The organism is Bradyrhizobium yuanmingense (assembly GCF_900094575.1).
GTDB lineage: Bacteria > Pseudomonadota > Alphaproteobacteria > Rhizobiales > Xanthobacteraceae > Bradyrhizobium > Bradyrhizobium yuanmingense.
Window position 1 is genome coordinate 712,169 of sequence record NZ_FMAE01000005.1, and the last position, 16,354, is coordinate 728,522.

12 protein-coding genes are annotated in these 16,354 nt (G+C 63.8%); 9 read left to right on the forward strand and 3 right to left on the reverse strand.

Annotated features, from left to right (window positions below):
• Nucleotides 1-127: 127 nt before the first annotated feature.
• The 8 genes from topA (at nucleotide 128) to GA0061099_RS20860 (ending at nucleotide 9,092) form a co-directional block, all read left to right on the forward strand.
• Entirely contained in the window at nucleotides 128-2,872 is a 2,745-nt protein-coding gene (topA, locus tag GA0061099_RS20825; RefSeq protein ID WP_036025557.1) for a type I DNA topoisomerase, read from the forward strand.
• A 20-nt stretch (nucleotides 2,873-2,892) separates the two neighbouring features.
• A complete protein-coding gene (gene rnr / locus GA0061099_RS20830; protein ID WP_036025558.1) occupies nucleotides 2,893-5,241 on the forward strand; it encodes a ribonuclease R in 2,349 nt (782 codons plus the stop codon).
• On the forward strand, nucleotides 5,235-5,675 hold the full coding sequence (locus tag GA0061099_RS20835; protein WP_036015117.1) for a DUF983 domain-containing protein: 441 nt from the start codon (nucleotides 5,235-5,237) through the stop codon (nucleotides 5,673-5,675). The genes rnr and GA0061099_RS20835 overlap by 7 nt, the downstream gene beginning before the upstream one ends.
• A 29-nt stretch (nucleotides 5,676-5,704) precedes the next feature.
• Nucleotides 5,705-6,457: an NUDIX hydrolase gene (locus tag GA0061099_RS20840; RefSeq protein ID WP_036025559.1), complete on the forward strand. Its 753-nt coding sequence runs from the start codon at nucleotides 5,705-5,707 to the stop codon at nucleotides 6,455-6,457.
• A 247-nt stretch (nucleotides 6,458-6,704) separates the two neighbouring features.
• A complete protein-coding gene (locus GA0061099_RS20845; protein ID WP_074448007.1) occupies nucleotides 6,705-8,030 on the forward strand; it encodes an LLM class flavin-dependent oxidoreductase in 1,326 nt (441 codons plus the stop codon).
• 125 nt (nucleotides 8,031-8,155) lie between these two features.
• The gene (gene rpmG, locus GA0061099_RS20850; RefSeq protein WP_007603295.1) at nucleotides 8,156-8,323 is read left to right on the forward strand and encodes a 50S ribosomal protein L33; all 168 of its coding nucleotides are present in this window, start codon (nucleotides 8,156-8,158) and stop codon (nucleotides 8,321-8,323) included.
• 278 nt (nucleotides 8,324-8,601) lie between these two features.
• Nucleotides 8,602-8,832, forward strand: a complete 231-nt coding sequence (locus GA0061099_RS20855; protein ID WP_074448008.1) for a DUF3551 domain-containing protein — start codon at nucleotides 8,602-8,604, stop codon at nucleotides 8,830-8,832.
• A 5-nt stretch (nucleotides 8,833-8,837) separates the two neighbouring features.
• Nucleotides 8,838-9,092 carry a DUF3551 domain-containing protein gene (locus GA0061099_RS20860; RefSeq protein ID WP_074448031.1) on the forward strand — a complete coding sequence of 85 codons (255 nt, stop codon included), beginning with the start codon at nucleotides 8,838-8,840 and terminating at the stop codon, nucleotides 9,090-9,092.
• Between the two features lie 96 nt (nucleotides 9,093-9,188).
• Here the strand turns inward: GA0061099_RS20860 and GA0061099_RS20865 are convergent, their stop codons facing one another.
• Both GA0061099_RS20865 and GA0061099_RS20870 read right to left on the reverse strand, forming a co-directional pair.
• Nucleotides 9,189-9,917 carry a GNAT family N-acetyltransferase gene (locus tag GA0061099_RS20865; RefSeq protein ID WP_244429336.1) on the reverse strand — a complete coding sequence of 243 codons (729 nt, stop codon included), beginning with the start codon at nucleotides 9,915-9,917 and terminating at the stop codon, nucleotides 9,189-9,191.
• A 274-nt stretch (nucleotides 9,918-10,191) separates the two neighbouring features.
• Complete coding sequence (locus GA0061099_RS20870) at nucleotides 10,192-11,565, reverse strand: FAD-binding oxidoreductase (protein ID WP_036025574.1); 1,374 nt, start codon at nucleotides 11,563-11,565, stop codon at nucleotides 10,192-10,194.
• Between the two features lie 107 nt (nucleotides 11,566-11,672).
• Here GA0061099_RS20870 and GA0061099_RS20875 point away from each other — a divergent pair, with 107 nt between their 5' ends.
• Complete coding sequence (locus GA0061099_RS20875) at nucleotides 11,673-12,581, forward strand: LysR substrate-binding domain-containing protein (RefSeq protein WP_036025575.1); 909 nt, start codon at nucleotides 11,673-11,675, stop codon at nucleotides 12,579-12,581.
• 240 nt (nucleotides 12,582-12,821) lie between these two features.
• Here GA0061099_RS20875 and GA0061099_RS20880 read toward each other — a convergent pair whose 3' ends face one another.
• Nucleotides 12,822-16,259 (reverse strand): adenylate/guanylate cyclase domain-containing protein, encoded by a 3,438-nt coding sequence (locus GA0061099_RS20880; protein WP_141697653.1) that lies wholly within the window; start codon nucleotides 16,257-16,259, stop codon nucleotides 12,822-12,824.
• Between the last annotated feature and the right edge of the window lie 95 nt (nucleotides 16,260-16,354).

A 16,354-nucleotide genomic window follows, 5' to 3' on the forward strand; every position in this document is an offset into this window, starting at 1 on the left:
ATTGCGGCGCCTTTCAACACCCCACGATTTGACAGGGGGCCGCTCACCACCCATGTTCGGGTCGAAACGGCCGACCCGAGTCCTTTCGTTTTCGGCCCAAGATTTTCCCGTAAGCCACTGGAACTAAATGAATATCGTCATTGTGGAGTCGCCGGCGAAAGCCAAGACGATCAACAAATATCTGGGCTCGTCCTATGAGGTTCTGGCCTCGTTCGGCCATGTCCGCGATCTCCCGGCGAAGAACGGTTCCGTCGATCCCGACGCCAATTTCAAGATGATCTGGGAGGTCGACCCCAAGGCGGCCGGCCGGCTCAACGATATCGCGAAGTCGCTGAAGGGCGCCGACCGCCTGATTCTCGCCACCGACCCCGATCGCGAGGGCGAAGCCATCTCCTGGCACGTGCTCGAGGTAATGAAGGAGAAGCGCGCGCTGAAGGATCAGAAGATCGAGCGCGTGGTGTTCAACGCCATCACCAAGCAGGCCGTCTCGGAGGCGATGAAGCATCCGCGCGAGATCGACGGCGCTCTGGTCGACGCCTACATGGCGCGCCGCGCACTCGACTATCTGGTCGGCTTCACCCTCTCCCCCGTGCTGTGGCGCAAGCTGCCGGGCGCCCGCTCGGCCGGCCGCGTGCAGTCGGTGGCGCTGCGCCTCGTCTGCGACCGCGAGCTCGAGATCGAGAAGTTCGTAGCCCGCGAATATTGGTCGCTGATCGCGACCCTGCTCACCCCGCGGGGCGATGCCTTCGAGGCCCGCCTCGTCGGCGCCGACGGCAAGAAGATCCAGCGCCTCGACATCGGCACCGGTGCGGAAGCCGAAGACTTCAAGAAGGCGCTGGAACTGGCGACTTACGCGGTCACCGCGGTCGACGCCAAGCCGGCCCGTCGCAATCCGCAGGCGCCCTTCACCACCTCGACGCTGCAGCAGGAAGCCAGCCGCAAATACGGCTTTGCGCCGGCGCATACGATGCGCATCGCCCAGCGTCTTTATGAGGGCATCGACATCGGTGGCGAGACCACCGGACTCATTACTTATATGCGTACCGACGGCGTACAGATCGCCCCCGAGGCGATCACCCAGGCGCGCAAGGTGATCGGCGAGGATTACGGCAACGCCTACGTGCCGGATAGCCCGCGCCAGTACCAGGCCAAGGCCAAGAACGCCCAGGAAGCGCACGAAGCGATCCGCCCGACCGACCTCTCGCGCCGCCCCGACAGCATGAGCCGCAAGCTCGATGCCGATCAGGCCAAGCTGTATGAGCTGATCTGGAAGCGCACCATCGCGAGCCAGATGGAATCCGCCGAGCTCGAGCGGACCACCGTCGACATCACGGCGAAGGCAGGCTCCCGCACATTGGAGCTGCGCGCCACCGGCCAGGTCGTCAAGTTCGACGGCTTCCTCGCGCTCTACCAGGAAGGCCGCGACGACGAGGAGGACGAGGATTCCCGCCGCCTGCCCGCGATGAGCCAGGGCGAGGCCGTGAAGCGACAGAGCCTGTCCGTCACCCAGCATTTCACCGAGCCGCCGCCGCGCTTCTCGGAAGCATCGCTCGTCAAGCGCATGGAAGAGCTCGGCATCGGCCGGCCCTCGACCTATGCCTCGATCCTCCAGGTCCTGAAGGACCGCGGCTACGTCAAGCTGGAGAAGAAGCGTTTGCACGGCGAGGACAAGGGCCGCGTCGTGGTCGCCTTCCTCGAAAGCTTTTTTGCCCGCTATGTCGAGTACGACTTTACGGCGAGCCTCGAAGAGCAACTCGACCGTATCTCCAACAACGAGATCTCCTGGCAGCAGGTTCTGAAGGACTTTTGGACCGGCTTCATCGGCGCCGTCGACGACATCAAGGAGCTGCGCGTCGCCCAGGTGCTCGACGTGCTCGATGACATGCTGGGCCAGCACATCTATCCGCCCCGCGCCGATGGCGGCGATATCAGGCAGTGCCCGAACTGCGGCACCGGCCGGCTGAACCTCAAGGCCGGCAAGTTCGGCGCCTTCGTCGGCTGCTCGAACTATCCGGAATGCCGCTACACCCGTCAGCTCGCCGCCGATGGCGAGGCGACTGCTGACCGTTCGCTCGGCCAGGATCCCGACACGGGTCGCGATGTCTGGGTCAAGGCCGGCCGCTTTGGCCCCTATATCCAGCTCGGCGAGCAGAAGGATTATGAGGAAGGCGAGAAGCCCAAGCGCGCCGGCATTCCGAAGGGCACCTCGCCCAGCGACGTCGATCTCGAGCTTGCGCTGAAGCTGCTGTCGCTGCCGCGCGAGATCGGCAAGCATCCGGAGACCGGCCAGCCGATCACCGCGGGCCTCGGCCGCTTCGGACCGTTCGTGAAGCACGAGAAGACCTATGCGAGCTTAGAGGCCGGCGACGAGGTGTTCGACATCGGCCTCAATCGTGCGGTGACGCTGATCGCGGAGAAGGTTGCCAAGGGTCCGAGCCGCCGCTTCGGCGCCGATCCCGGGAAGGCGCTCGGCGATCATCCGACGCTTGGCACCGTCACCGTGAAGAGCGGCCGTTACGGCGCCTATGTCACCGCGGGCGGCGTCAACGCGACGATCCCGGCCGAGTTCGAGAAGGACACCATCACGCTGCCGCAGGCGATCGCGCTGATCGACGAGCGCGCCGGCAAGGGCGGCGGCAAGGCCAAGAAGGCGGCGAAGCCGGCCAAGGCCAAGAAAGCGTCAGAGAAGGCTGCGGACGGCGAGGACGCCGCACCGAAGCCGAAGAAGCCGGCTGCGAAGAAAGCCGCGGCCAAATCCAAATCCGAATCCACCAGCAAGGCGCGCGCCGCCGTGCCGTCGACCGCAAAGACGTCGCCGACCAAGGCAGCCGCCACCAAGGCTCCGGCCAAGAAGAGTGCCGGCAAGACCTGAGATCAAGAATTAGAGGTTAAGTGAAACCAAAGAAAGACCGTGGCTTTCCCGACAGGCAAGCCATCGTCGCCTTCATCAAGGCAAATCCAGGAAAGGTCGGGACTCGCGACATCGCACGCGAGTTCGGCCTGAAGAACGCCGATCGCGCCGAGCTCAGGCGCATGCTGCGCGAGCTCGCCGACGACGGCATCATCAAGAAAAAGCGCCACAAGGTCTCCGAGCCGGACGCGCTGCCGCCGACGCTGCTCGCCGACATCACCGGCCGCGACTCCGATGGCGAATTGATCGCCTCCCCCGCCGAATGGGACGAGGTCGAGAACGGCGAGCCGCCAAAGATCCTCATCGAGATGCCGCGCCGGCCGAGGCCCGGCACCGCCGCCGGCGTCGGCGACCGCGCGCTGCTGCGCGTCGAACGCAGCGATGACGATGAAGGTCCCGCCTATCGCGGCCGCATCATCAAGGTCATCGACAAGGCCAAGAGCCGCATCCTCGGCGTCTTCCGCAGCCTGCCGGAGGGCGGCGGACGGCTCGTCCCCGTCGACAAGAAGTTCGCCGACCGCGAGCTGAACATCGCGAGGACCGATACGGGCGGCGCTGAGGATGGCGACCTCGTCAGCGTCGACATCGTCCGCACCCGCGGCTTTGGCCTCGCCTCCGGCCGGGTGAAAGAGAAGCTCGGCTCGGTCAAGTCGGAAAAGGCGATCAGCCTGATCGCGATCTACGCCCACGACATCCCCTTGCAATTCTCCTCCGCCGCCGAGCGCGAGGCGGAAGCGGCAGAGCCCGCCAATCTGAAAGGCCGCGAGGACTGGCGCGACGTCCCGCTCGTCACCATCGATCCGCCCGACGCCAAGGATCACGACGACGCGGTGCATGCCGAGCCCGATCCGGATCCCAACAACAAGGGCGGCTTCATCGTCAACGTCGCCATCGCCGATGTCAGCTTCTACGTGCGGCCGGGCACGGCGCTCGACCGCGACGCGCTCGACCGCGGCAACTCGGTCTATTTCCCGGACCGCGTCGTGCCGATGCTGCCCGAGCGCATCTCCAACAATCTCTGCTCGCTGGTGCCCGGCGAGCCGCGCGGCGCGCTGGCGGTGCGCATGGTGCTCGGCCCCGACGGCCGCAAGCGCTCGCACAGTTTTCATCGCATCCTGATGCGGTCGGCCGCCAAGCTCGCTTACGCGCAGGCGCAGGCCGCGATCGACGGCCGGCCTGATGACACCACCGGCCCCCTGCTCGATCCGATCCTGAGGCCGCTCCATGCCGCCTATGCCTGCGCCAAGCGCGCGCGTGACGAGCGTGATCCGCTCAATCTCGATCTGCCCGAGCGCAAGATCCTCCTGAAGAGCGACGGCACCGTGGATCGCGTCGTGGTCCCCGAGCGTCTCGATGCGCACAAGCTGATCGAGGAGTTCATGATCCTCGCCAACGTCGCCGCAGCGGAGACATTGGAGAAGAAATCGCTGCCGCTGATCTACCGCGTGCACGACGAGCCGACCTTGGAGAAGGTTCACGCGCTCGCGGAATTCCTGGAGACACTGGACGTTCCCTTCGCCAAGTCCGGCGCGCTGCGCCCCACCACGTTCAACCGCGTGCTGGCCCAGCTCGAAGGCCACGACTATTACCCGCTGGTGAGCGAGGTCGTGCTGCGCGCGCAGGCGCAGGCCGAATATTCCTCAGAGAATTACGGTCACTTCGGCCTGAACCTGCGCCGCTATGCGCATTTCACCTCGCCGATCCGCCGCTATGCCGACCTCGTCGTGCACCGCGCGCTGGTGCGTGCGCTTGGCCTTGGCGAAGGCGCCCTGCCCGACAGCGAGACGCCGGAAAGCTTGAGCGAAGTCGCCGCGCATATCTCGCTGACCGAGCGGCGCGCCATGAAGGCGGAGCGCGAGACCGTCGACCGCCTGATCGCCCATCACCTCGCCGACCGCATCGGCGCCAGCTTCCAGGGCCGCGTCTCCGGCGTCACCCGCGCCGGCCTGTTCGTGAAGCTCAGCGAGACCGGCGCTGACGGGCTGATCCCGATCCGATCCCTCGGCACGGAATATTTCAACTATGACGAAAGCCGCCATGCCCTCGTCGGCACGCGCAGCGGCACCATGTACCAGCTCGGCGACGTCGTCGACGTCCGTCTGATCGAGGCCGCTCCCATCGCGGGCGCGCTGCGTTTCGAGCTGCTGTCGTTCGAGACCGACAGCGGCCCGCGCCAGCGCAGGCCGCTCCGTCCGCAGCGCAAATCGTCCAAGCCGCAGCCCGGACGCAGCCCGGAGCGAAAACGCAAGCCGGAGAAGAAAAAGTCCGGCAAGGGAAGGAAGGCCAAAGGAAAGAACAAGGGTAAGGGCAAGAAGGGCAAGGCATGGTGACGATGAGCACGGCACCAAAGATCTGGACGCGCGAGAACGGTCTCGTCGAGAAGCGCGACGTCTGGTCGGCAATGAAGCGCGGCTTCCGCGGCCGCTGCCCGCGCTGCGGCGAAGGCAAGCTGTTCCGCGCCTTCCTGAAGACCGCCGACCATTGCGCCAAATGCGGCCTCGACTTCACCCCGCATCGCGCCGACGATCTGCCTGCCTATCTCGTCATCGTCATCGTCGGCCACATCGTGGTGCCGGCCATCCTCTGGATCGAGACCAATTATTCGACGCCGGTCTGGCTCAGCTTCGCGGCCTATCTGCCCTTCACCTTCGTCGCCTCGCTCGCGCTGCTGCAGCCCGTGAAGGGAGCTGTGGTCGGCTTGCAATGGGCTCTGCGCATGCACGGGTTTGACGACAACCCTCCCGATGGTATTCCGCCTGTGTAAACACGTAAAAGAACAGTTCGGGTGAGGACATGACCGATATTTCGCAGGCCGAGGAGAAGACCAGGGTTCACGAGGAGAAGGAAGCCGATCATCATCCTTACTTCCGCCCGAAGGATGCGGCGACGCTGATCCTGGTCGACCGCAGCGGCGCCATTCCGAAAGTGCTGGTCGGCAAGCGCCACGACAAGGTGGTGTTCATGCCGGGAAAATTCGTCTTCCCGGGCGGGCGCGTCGACAAGGCCGATTATCGCGTGCCCTGCGCTGCGCCCATCACCGCCGAACTGGAAGCCAATCTCGCCAAAGGCAGCCCGAAGACGCCGGCCTCGCGCGCGAAATCGCTCGCCGTTGCCGCCATCCGCGAAGCCTGCGAGGAGACCGGCCTCTGCCTCGGCCGCAAGGCCGAAGGCAAAGTGCCGAAGCTCGAAGGTCCCTGGCAGCCGTTCGCGGATGCGGGCCTGCTGCCTGATCCCTCCAGCCTGTTCCTGATCGCGCGCGCGATCACCCCGCCCGGCCGCGTCAAGCGCTTCGACACGCGTTTCTTCACCGCCGATGCCTCCGCGATCACCCACCGCGTCGAAGGCGTGATCCATGCCGATGCGGAGCTGGTCGAATTGGTCTGGGTCGAGCTCGGCTCAAAACCGCTCGCCGATCTGCATCCGATGACGCGCAACGTGCTCAACGAGCTCGACACCCGCCTCGCCACCGGCCCGCTCCGTCACGACGCGCCGGTGCCGTTCTTCCACTTCTACGGCGGAAAGATGCAGAAGGACGTTTTGAGCTAGTTGGCGCGCTGGGGCGTAGTTCGATCAAGTCTATCCTCCGTCATTCCGGGGTGCGCCTCTTGGCGCGAGCCCGGAATCCATACTCCGGATGGTGGTTATGGATTCCGGGCTCGCCGCTCCGCGTCGCCCCGGAATGACGTGCTGAGAGAGCTACGAAAAACAAAAAATTCTTCCCGTCTCCCCCAATGGCGGAGTTCCCACTCATGCCTATGTCTTTGCGAGCGTCACCAAGAACGGACACCGGGCGATGGCACAAAGGCAACTCAAGCTTGGCGCGTTCATGCGCCCGATCAGCATCCACACCGGCGCCTGGCGCTATCCCGGGGCCTGGCCCGACGCCAATTTCAACTTCTCGCACATCAAGACGCTGATCCGAAAGCTCGAGGCCGGCAAGTTCGACGCCTTCTTCATGGCCGATCACCTCGCCGTCCTGAACATGCCGATCAACGCGCTGAAGCGCAGCCACACCGTAACCTCGTTCGAGCCGTTCACGCTGCTGTCGGCTTTGTCAGCCGTGACCGAGCGCATCGGCCTGATCGCGACCGGCTCGACCACGTTCGACGAGCCCTATCACGTCGCGCGCCGCTTCGCCTCGCTCGACCATCTCAGCGGCGGCCGCGCCGGCTGGAACATCGTCACCACCTCGAACCCGGACGCGGCGCTGAATTTCGGCCTCGACGATCACATGGAGCACGCCGAGCGCTACAAGCGCGCCCGCGAGTTCTACGACGTCGTCACCGGCCTCTGGGACTCCTTCGCCGACGATGCCTTCATGCGCCACGTCGAGAGCGGCCTGTTCTTCGATCCCGCCAGGATGCACACCCTCGACCACAAGGGCAAATACTTCAAAGTGCGCGGCCCCCTCAACATCGCCCGCCCGGTGCAAGGCTGGCCCCTGATCGTGCAGGCCGGCGCCTCCGAAGACGGCAAGCAGCTCGCCGCCGAGACCGCGGAAGCGGTGTTCACCGGCGGCGGCAGCCTCGCCGACGGCCAGAAACTCTATGCCGACATCAAGGGCCGCATGGAGAAGATCGGCCGCGACCCCGAGCACCTGAAGATCCTCCCCGGCGCCTTCGTCGTCGTGGGCGACAGCGTCGACGAGGCCAAGGAGAAGCGCGCTTTGCTCGACAGCCGCGTGCATTACGACAGCGCCATTGCCTCGCTCTCCGTCATCCTCGGCACCGATGCCTCCGGCTTCGATCCCGATGGGCCGCTTCCCGAGATTCCCGAGACCAATGCCAGCAAGAGCGGCCGGCAGCGCCTGGTCGATCTCGCCGCCCGCGAGAAGCTCACCGTGCGCCAGCTCGCCCAGCGCGTCGGCGGCTATGGCGGCCTGTCCTTCGTCGGCACCGCCAAGACCATCGCCGACCAGATGGAGGAATGGCTGGTCGGTCGCGGCTCCGACGGCTTCAACATCATGTTCCCGTTCCTGCCTGCCGGTCTCGACGATTTCGTCGACAAGGTGGTCCCGGAGCTGCAGAAGCGCGGGATTTTCCGCAAAGAGTACGAAGGACCCACTTTGAGGGAGAATCTGGGCCTGCCGCGGCCGAAAAACCGGTTCTTTGAGGCCTAATGGGCCCGATTTGAGCGGTTTCCGCCGCCTGAAACCTTGACTTCCCGTCGTTTCTGACTAGGTTGCCGGCCAACGCGGGCCGTTTGGCCGGCTCCAGATTCCCCTGATATTCTGAGGTTCAGAACATGGCCAAAGCGGTCACCATCAAGGTCAAGCTCGTGTCCTCGGCCGACACCGGCTTCTACTACGTTGCCAAGAAGAATTCGCGCACCATGACCGACAAGCTGGTCAAGAAGAAGTACGACCCGGTCGCGCGCAAGCACGTCGAATTCCGCGAAGCCAAGATCAAGTAAGATCGCGGCGTAGCGCGCTAAGGTTTTTTGCGGGGCCCTTGCGGGCCCCGTTGTCGTTTCGGCTCGCATGTCCCTGCTCATGTACCCTGCTACCCAGCGCTGCGCTGCTTAGCGCAGCGAAGCAAATCCGGACCGGCTCTGCGAGATCACACTGGGACACTCCGGCGTGACGAGAGGAACTCGCTTGAGTCGTGGTTGTTGAGCCAGCATCGTCAAGCGGCTATCTTTCGGAGCGAACCTCTTGCGTTGCCGCTCAACTGACTTGATGGGAGAATCGCATGCGCATCGCTCTGCTCATTGTCGTTATGGTCATCGGATTTTCTTCCGCAGCAAACGCTCAGTATGACTATCCCTGGTGCGTTTTTGGCGGAGGGCTCGGCGCTTCCGGAGACTGCATGTATTCGACGCGGGAACAGTGCCTGGCCTCGGCATCCGGGCGATCGAACACCTATTGCGATGTGAACCCGCGCGTGAGGTTCAAGCAGCACGCTCCGCAGCGGCCGCGCTGATCATGATGCGCGCGCTTGCCTGTCTGCTCTTCGTCCTGATCACCATGTCCGCGCCCGGTCCAGCGGCAGCGCAGCGGTTCGGCGGCAATTTTCCGGTATGTCTGCAGGAGTGGGAATGGGGCGGCGGCACCTACATCTCTTGCCAGTATCGTTCATTTGACGAATGCAGAGCCAGCGCGGCGGGCCGTTCGGCGATGTGCCTGGAAAACCCATATGTGCAGCGGCCGTCCCCTCCAGGCCGCAGCGCGCGTCCCCGGTAGGGCTAGAGCATGATCGGCCCGTGACGAGCGCCGATCCAGCCATCATTCCGTGCCTTCCGGCCTGCCCCGCAACGTCGACCTTCTCGGTTGAATCCTCTACATGAAACCCGGATTGCGCGGGAAATAGCTACCCCAATCTCCGAATGGTCGATTTGACATCAGCAGCATCGGGAACGTCAGCCGCATCCCGTGGTCGATTGCCGCCTTGAGCGCCGGCTCGCTCGCGCCCGGCACAAAAGCCGAAATGGCCGGACAATCGCTCTGGGCCGCGAACGACAACGCAGCGGCGAAAGCGGACTCAACCAGATCTGGCCTGTGGACTGCAAGCGGACCAATGTGTCCACCCGAAATGTAGACGTACCCGACGCACTCATTGCCGGCGTGGATGGTGAATCCGCGCGTCGTGCTGTCGCCAAGGAGAAATCGATGATGCTTCTCCCTGGAAACGCCGACTGCGCTGACATCGATCTGCGCCAGCCTGTCGTATGGGATCGCGTCGGCCGTGAGAGATTCAAGACGGAGCCGCGGCGCAGCCAACCGTGGCGCCAGGCGGTCACGAGGGACGCCGACCATGTAGATCGGAAAGCGCGGGAACAGTCCGTGGCGGATGTAGAGGCCTTGAGATACGTTGTTGAACGTGAAGGTGATCAGTGCCTTGATGGGTGCTCCGCGCATTTCTGCATGCGCGAATGCCTTGTTGATGAGTTGATTGCCGATGCCGTCGCTCTGACGATCAGGCGCGACGAACAATTGGGCCAGGAACCAAAGCTCGCCACAGACCCAACTCCACGCGAAGCCGACTATTTCTCCGTCGTCATCGGCCACCCATAAGCCCGGGATCATCCGCGAGCGAGAAGGCCTGAAAATTCGGCGGACGAGAGGATGCCATCTTCCCGAACCCCCGCCGTTCGGTTAGCTCATTGATGCTGGCGACCACGATGTCATCGGCCTGCTTCAAGTCGTCGATGCGAGCGGGCCTGCACACGACCGCCATTCTCTAGTCCCTCCCGGGCGTCAGCTCGCCCCGCCCACGATGCATCGGGTCGCGGCTTAGTTTCTACTCACATCTTGATGAGAGCGAGAAATCGTCAGCCGGCAATCAGGCGAGCGGCCGGATGTTCTGGTTCATCCGGAAGAAGTTCGTAGGGTCGTATTTCGCTTTGATCTGCTGCAGGCGCCTGTAGTTCCGCCCATAAGCAGCGGCAACCGGATCGCCTGTCTCATCGTCGTCGAGATAATTGACATAGCGTCCTGAGGCAAAGAAGGGCCGCATCCTTTCATAGGTTGCGCGTGCCCACGAGATGCTGCGGCTGGTATCGCTGGCCTGCGTCCATTGCGCGAGGATCAGGAAATTGTAGCCCTCCTGCCGATGCACAAATGCCGTATCCCCGGCACCCACGCGGGCCGCGGCACCGTGGATGTGCTCGAGCAGCAGCTGCCCCATCTGAGTCGGGCAGCGGGCGAAGCATTCGATCATCGTCGCGATCGCACCATCGCTCAGCTCCGTGAGGAAGTTCGACTTCCAATAGTTGAACGCGCCTTTCGGATAGTTGGCGTCGAGCATGCGGTTGAGCTCGCAATAGGTCATCGGTCCGACCGCATCCAGAATGGGAGGCCCGAACTGTTTCAGCGGCTGCATCGCTCGTTCGGCCTCGGCGACTGGACCGCAGTGGCTGGTAACCAGGGCCGCGACCTCCCTGCCGGACCCGTCGGGCGCATGGGTCAGGGATGCGAACAGCATGTGCTCGTCCGTGAGCGATCGCGTGCTGGTCCGGAAAAATTCCAGCACGTCGCGGGAACGCTCGATAGGGTGAACGATCGGGCCGCCGGTGATGATGGGCCCTACCGTATGGAGGTCGTATTCAAGACTGGTGGCAATCCCGAAGTTTCCGCCGCCGCCGCGCACGGCCCAAAAAAGATCGGGCTGCTCTTGCTTGCTGGCCCGCACAACCTTGCCATCGGCGGTGACGAGTTCGACAGCCCGCAGATTATCCAACGCGAGGCCGTACTTGCCCATCAACCAGCCCAGTCCTCCGCCGAGCGTCAGGCCCGCGATGCCGGTGGTCGAGACCACGCCGCCGGTCACCGCAAGTCCGTGAAGCTGCGTTTCTCGATTGAGCTCGCCCCAGGTGACCCCGCCCTGCGCCCATACGGTCTTGCCGATCGCGTCGATCCGGACCCCCTTCATGGGTGAGAGGTCGATCATGATCCCGCCGTCGATGGTTGCGCGCCCGGCCACATTGTGGCCACCGCCGCGAACAGCGACCTCGAGGCCGAGCTTGGTCGCAAGTGCCACGGCATCCACGACATCAGCCGCACTGCGACATCTGGCAATCAATGCTGGCCGTTTGTCGACCAGCCCATTGTGAACCTTGCGCGCCTCGTCGTAGCCCTCGTCCGCTGGCTTGAGCAGTTCTCCTCCGAAGGAGGCGCTAAGTTCGGCGGCAGCGCTGGCAACAGATGCGATGGACATGACACGAGCTCCCTAGCTTGGCCCGCCACATCCTCGATCGCGGGCTGTCTCAGAGCAAATCCGAAGAATTCAGGTGACGATGAACTGATTTCACCTACACTCGCCGCATGCACAAGCTGCCGCCCCTGATCGAGTTCCGCGCTTTTGAGGCTGCCGCGCGTCATCTGAGCTTCAAGAAAGCCGCGGCAGAACTCGGCGTCACGCCGACCGCGATCAGCCACCAGATCGGATTGCTCGAGCAGTATTGCGGCCGCGCTCTATTCCGGCGCAGACCACGCCCTCTTTCGTTGACCGATGCCGGCGCGCGGCTGTTTCCCGCCATTCGCGGCGGACTCGAGGCGTTTGCCGCTGCCATTGCGTCCCTCAAGCAGGAAGGTGACGAGCAGCCGCTCCGGGTTACGACGACCAACGCCTTCGCTAGCCGCTGGCTCGTGCCCCGCCTGCCCCTGTGGCGGAAGTTGCATCCTGACGTGCCATTGGAAGTGATCGGCACTGACACGGTGCTCGATCTGCAGGCCGGAGACAGTGACGTTGCCATCCGTTATGCGACCAGCCGCGTACCGCCGACAGACGGAATCGTCGATGAACTCTTTAGCGATACGTTCTGGCCGATCTGCAATCCGGATTTGCTTTCAACCGGACGGCTGAAGAGACCAGTCGACCTCGCAAAGCACGTTCTGATCCACTCCTATTGGTCGCCGGCCGATCGTGAGCCACCGACGTGGCAGAGATGGCTCGGTTTGGCCCAGCGCCGGTGGCGCGAGGTGCCCCAATACAAGGACCTGCAGCACTTGAGTTTCCGGGAAGAACTGCACGCCATCGAGGCGGTGATCAGTGGGCAGGGCGTCGGGATCTTCAGTGATGTGCTCGTGGCACACGACCTCGCCGCCGGCACGCTCGTGAAGGCATTCTCGTTGAACCTACCCGGCTACAGCTTTTATGTGGTCAGCAGGCCAAGCCACCCGCGCGCGCGGACCATTCGGGTCTTTTCGCAGTGGTTGCGGTCGAGTACCTGATCCGGACCGGGTCAGCACAAAGTGCGAAGCCGGGAGAGGTCATGCGAATAACCCGAAGCGCGACCAGCAGCGCGGACCAACTCCAGCTGCGAACCGGAGCGACGGGGCCGACCCGAGAATTGACGGCGCCGAGCAGGTCACCGTTGCCCTTACGTTTCTTTAGGGTGCAGCGGAGTCGCGAAACCCGAGAACGTTACGGAGCTCCAATGGAGCGCGCTTACGACAAGCTCCACGTTACACTCAGAGTTCTTCCAGCAGCGCCTTGCTTTCCTTCAAGTCGCGAACGTCGAAGCCCTCGCTGAACCAACCGTAGACCGGCGCGAGAAGACCGCGTGCTTCATCACCCCTGTCCTGATCACGCCAGAGCCGGGCGAGACTGACGGCGGAGCGAAGTTCCCAGAGTTTCGCCTCCTGCTGGTGAGCAATCGCAATGGCGTGGCGAAACTCGGCCTCCGCATCGGCCTCCGCGCCTGGCCGAGCCCTTAGCATCAACTCGCCTCGGCGCCGATGCAGCTCGGCCTCGAACCACCGCACCCCCGATTTCTGGGTTAGTGCCAAGGCGTCGGAGAGTTGGCCGAGCCCCGTTTCATATCGTGCTCTCTTTGCCTCGGCTGCTGCGAGCTGCGCAAGGTAGAACGGAAGAGTCCATGCTGCGCCGGACGCCTGGAATCCCTCGATGCCGCGCCGCAGTAAGTCCACCCCGGCCTCGGGGTCGCCGGCTTCGGCCAGCGTCCAGCCGCGATATGCCGTCCCCATCGCGAGAAAGAAGGCAAAGCGCTGCTCGGTGGTGAGCGCAACCAGCTCGTCCGCCCGTTGCCCAACCATGCCCGCGTCTTCGAGCACGAAATGCAACCGGCAGGCAACGCTCAGCGCGAATGCGAGGCTGATCGGGTGCGACGAATCGCGGGCCTCTGCCAGAGCGTCACTGCTCTGCACGCGCGCCTGATCGGCGAAGCCAAGAAGGCCACACGTAAGCGAAAGGAACGAAAGCATCGCCACGCGGGCGTTTTCTGCGAACAGGGCCGTCAGAGAGCGCTGCTGCGCCGGATCGTAAAGGGCGAGCCCCCGCTCGAGATGGGTGCGCGCCAAGGCCAATTGTCCGCGATGAAGCCAGCTATCGCCGACTGCCCGATGACCGGCGACAAGAATGGCCGCATCGTTCTGTCGCCCGGCCAAATCGAGCAGATTCTCGGCGATGCGATGCGATCGGTCCGTTTCACCACGGACGTGATAATGCACGAACTCGCCCCAGAGTGCCTTGAGCAGATTCGGCGTGTCGTTGAGTGCCTCGCAGAGGCAACGCGCCCGGGCGTAGGCCCTGCCGGTCTCTTCGGCCGCGTGGCCCTTCGCGGCGATCAGTGCACCGCCGAGCGCGAGTTGAAGTTCAGTTTCGGTGCGCTGGCGCCCGGGAGCATCCGGCAGTTGAGATAGCAAATCAAGCGCCTTTCGCATCTGCGCGATTGCTTCTGTCATTGCCGATCGAGCCTTTGAACGCTCACCAGCCTCCTGCCAATAGGAAATCGCCTTTTCGGCCAAGCCCGCATGTCCGCAGTGGTGGGCGAGGATTTCCGGCTGCTCTTGGATGCCTCTAGCGAGCCTCTCCTCGAGTGCGCCAGCGATCCGAGCGTGCAGCTCGCGGCGTTGGCCGCGCAACATTGTGCCGTATGCCGCATCCTGGACCAGTGCATGTTTGAACAAGAAATTGGCGTCGGGCGGCTCGACACTCCCAAACACGAGGCCGGTGTTGACCAGCCGGTCAAGCGCCGCCCGCAACTCGTTGTCGCACCGCTGTGCGACCGAGGCCAGCAGATCATAGGAGAACTCGCGGCCAATAGCTGCGCCGATTTGTGCCACCTCCTTGGCGATCGGCCCAATCCGGTCGAGCCGCGCCATCAACGAAGCATGTAGCGTGGCCGGTACGGCAAGTCCGGGCAGCGGCGCGAAGGAGATCGCTCGCGCGATACTCTGGGGGCTTGTTTCGAGCACCGCTTTGGTCAACTCCTCAACGAACAGCGGCACACCATCCGTACGTTCAGCAATTTCATTGACGATTTCGGTCGGCAGCGTCTGGCCACCTGCCACGCTCCGGATGAGCGCAGCGCCCGCATTCTGGTCGAGCCGGTTCAGCACGAGCAAGCTGACATGCGGCTTTCCGGTCCATACTAACTGGAACTCGGGACGGTAGGTGATCAAGACCAAAACCGGCAGGCTTGCTACGCGATCGACGGTTCGGTCCAGCAGCTCGCGCGAGCTTGGATCGATCCATTGCATGTCCTCGAACACGATCATGATTGGACGTCTTTGCGCGAGAGCTTCAAGCTGGCGAACCAGAGCGGCGAAGCTTCTCTCCTTCTTTTGTTGCGGCGTACTCGTAACCGGTAAGTATAGATTATCGTTGGGGATCGACAGAAACTCGGCCAGGATCGCCGCGTCCTCGTTGGGCGACAATGCAGGCGACAGGAGCGCTCGAAGTTTGTCGAGCTTGGTCGTCGGTGTGTCCTCACGATCGAAGCCAGCCGCTCGCTGGAGTTGTGCGATGAAGGGGTAAAGCGCGCTTTCCTGATGATGAGGCGAGCAGAAGTAGCGCAAGCAGGTGTGCGGCTCTCGCTCGATACGCTCCTGAAGAGCCGCAACGAGGCGCGACTTGCCGATCCCCGCCTCGCCGACAAGCAGCATGACTTGACCGGTACCCGCCCGCGCATGGCGCCAGCTCCGCTCCAACCGCGCGAGGTCTTCCTCACGCCCAACCAGCGGGGCGAGGACCGAAGGGTGCAACGCCTCGAACCGGCTCTCCGCTGTTCCCTCACGAAGCACCCGCCAGGCTTGCACCGGTGCGGCGAAGCCCTTCAGCGTCACGGCGCCGAGATTCTCGTAGTCAAAGAGCCCGCCGATGAGCCGCCGCGTGTCCTCAGGGATGACTACCCCATCCGGTTCGGCGAGCGCTTGCAGTCGAGCGGCAAGGTTCGGCGTCTCGCCAAGCACGGCCTGCGCCTCCGCCGCTTCGCTGCCGATAAGGTCACCTACGACGACGAGGCCAGTCGCGAGCCCAAGACGAACCCGCAGCTCGAACTCGGCTGGGGCTCCCGGCGCGTGCCTGGTCGCGGCGATCTCAAGCGCAGCGCGCACTGCGCGTTCGGCATCGTCCTCATGCGCTGAAGGATGACCGAATAGTATGAGCATGCCATCGCCGATGTAACGGCTGACGGTGCCACCGTATTTGCGGACGACCGCCGCTACGCTATCGCGGTACTCAGCAATTATGTCCCGTAGATCTTCCGGATCGAGCTTTGTCGCAAGTGCAGTCGAGCCGACGAGATCGCAGAACATCACTGTGAGCTGACGACGCTCGGCGGAAGAACTTGGTGCGGCCAACAAGCCTGCGCGCTCCGTGACCGGTGGCACGATGGACGTCGCTGCGCCGGCCCCTCTCGTCATTTGCGGCGGTACGGTCGGCGTGAGCGCGGCACCGCAGTCGCCACAGAAGTTCTTGCCTGTCGGATTGTCGCCCCCGCACGCAGGGCAGCGAAAGAACAGCGGCGCGCCGCAATCGCCGCAGACCTTCGTTCCCTCCGGGTTGACTCTGCCGCAATTCGCGCAATCCATGGCCGCACCCGATCGAATTCCGACCGACATGAGTTCGCGTCGGTCTATGGGCGAATCTTGAGCGCGCTCTTTCAAGATTCTCTTCCCTCAGCCGCCTACCAAGCGCCAAGCATGATCAAACTCACAATGACCAGGAAGTAGACACAGGCGATAGTCGCAGGGAAAATGAG

Coding starts and splice junctions, on each gene's coding strand:
- topA (WP_036025557.1), top strand. CDS start 128: ATGAATATCGTCATTGTGGAGTCGCCGGCGAAAGCCAAGACGATCAAC.
- GA0061099_RS20835 (WP_036015117.1), top strand. CDS start 5,235: ATGGTGACGATGAGCACGGCACCAAAGATCTGGACGCGCGAGAACGGT.
- GA0061099_RS20840 (WP_036025559.1), top strand. CDS start 5,705: ATGACCGATATTTCGCAGGCCGAGGAGAAGACCAGGGTTCACGAGGAG.
- GA0061099_RS20845 (WP_074448007.1), top strand. CDS start 6,705: ATGGCACAAAGGCAACTCAAGCTTGGCGCGTTCATGCGCCCGATCAGC.
- rpmG (WP_007603295.1), top strand. CDS start 8,156: ATGGCCAAAGCGGTCACCATCAAGGTCAAGCTCGTGTCCTCGGCCGAC.
- GA0061099_RS20855 (WP_074448008.1), top strand. CDS start 8,602: ATGCGCATCGCTCTGCTCATTGTCGTTATGGTCATCGGATTTTCTTCC.
- GA0061099_RS20860 (WP_074448031.1), top strand. CDS start 8,838: ATGCGCGCGCTTGCCTGTCTGCTCTTCGTCCTGATCACCATGTCCGCG.
- GA0061099_RS20870 (WP_036025574.1), bottom strand. CDS start 11,565: ATGTCCATCGCATCTGTTGCCAGCGCTGCCGCCGAACTTAGCGCCTCC.
- GA0061099_RS20875 (WP_036025575.1), top strand. CDS start 11,673: ATGCACAAGCTGCCGCCCCTGATCGAGTTCCGCGCTTTTGAGGCTGCC.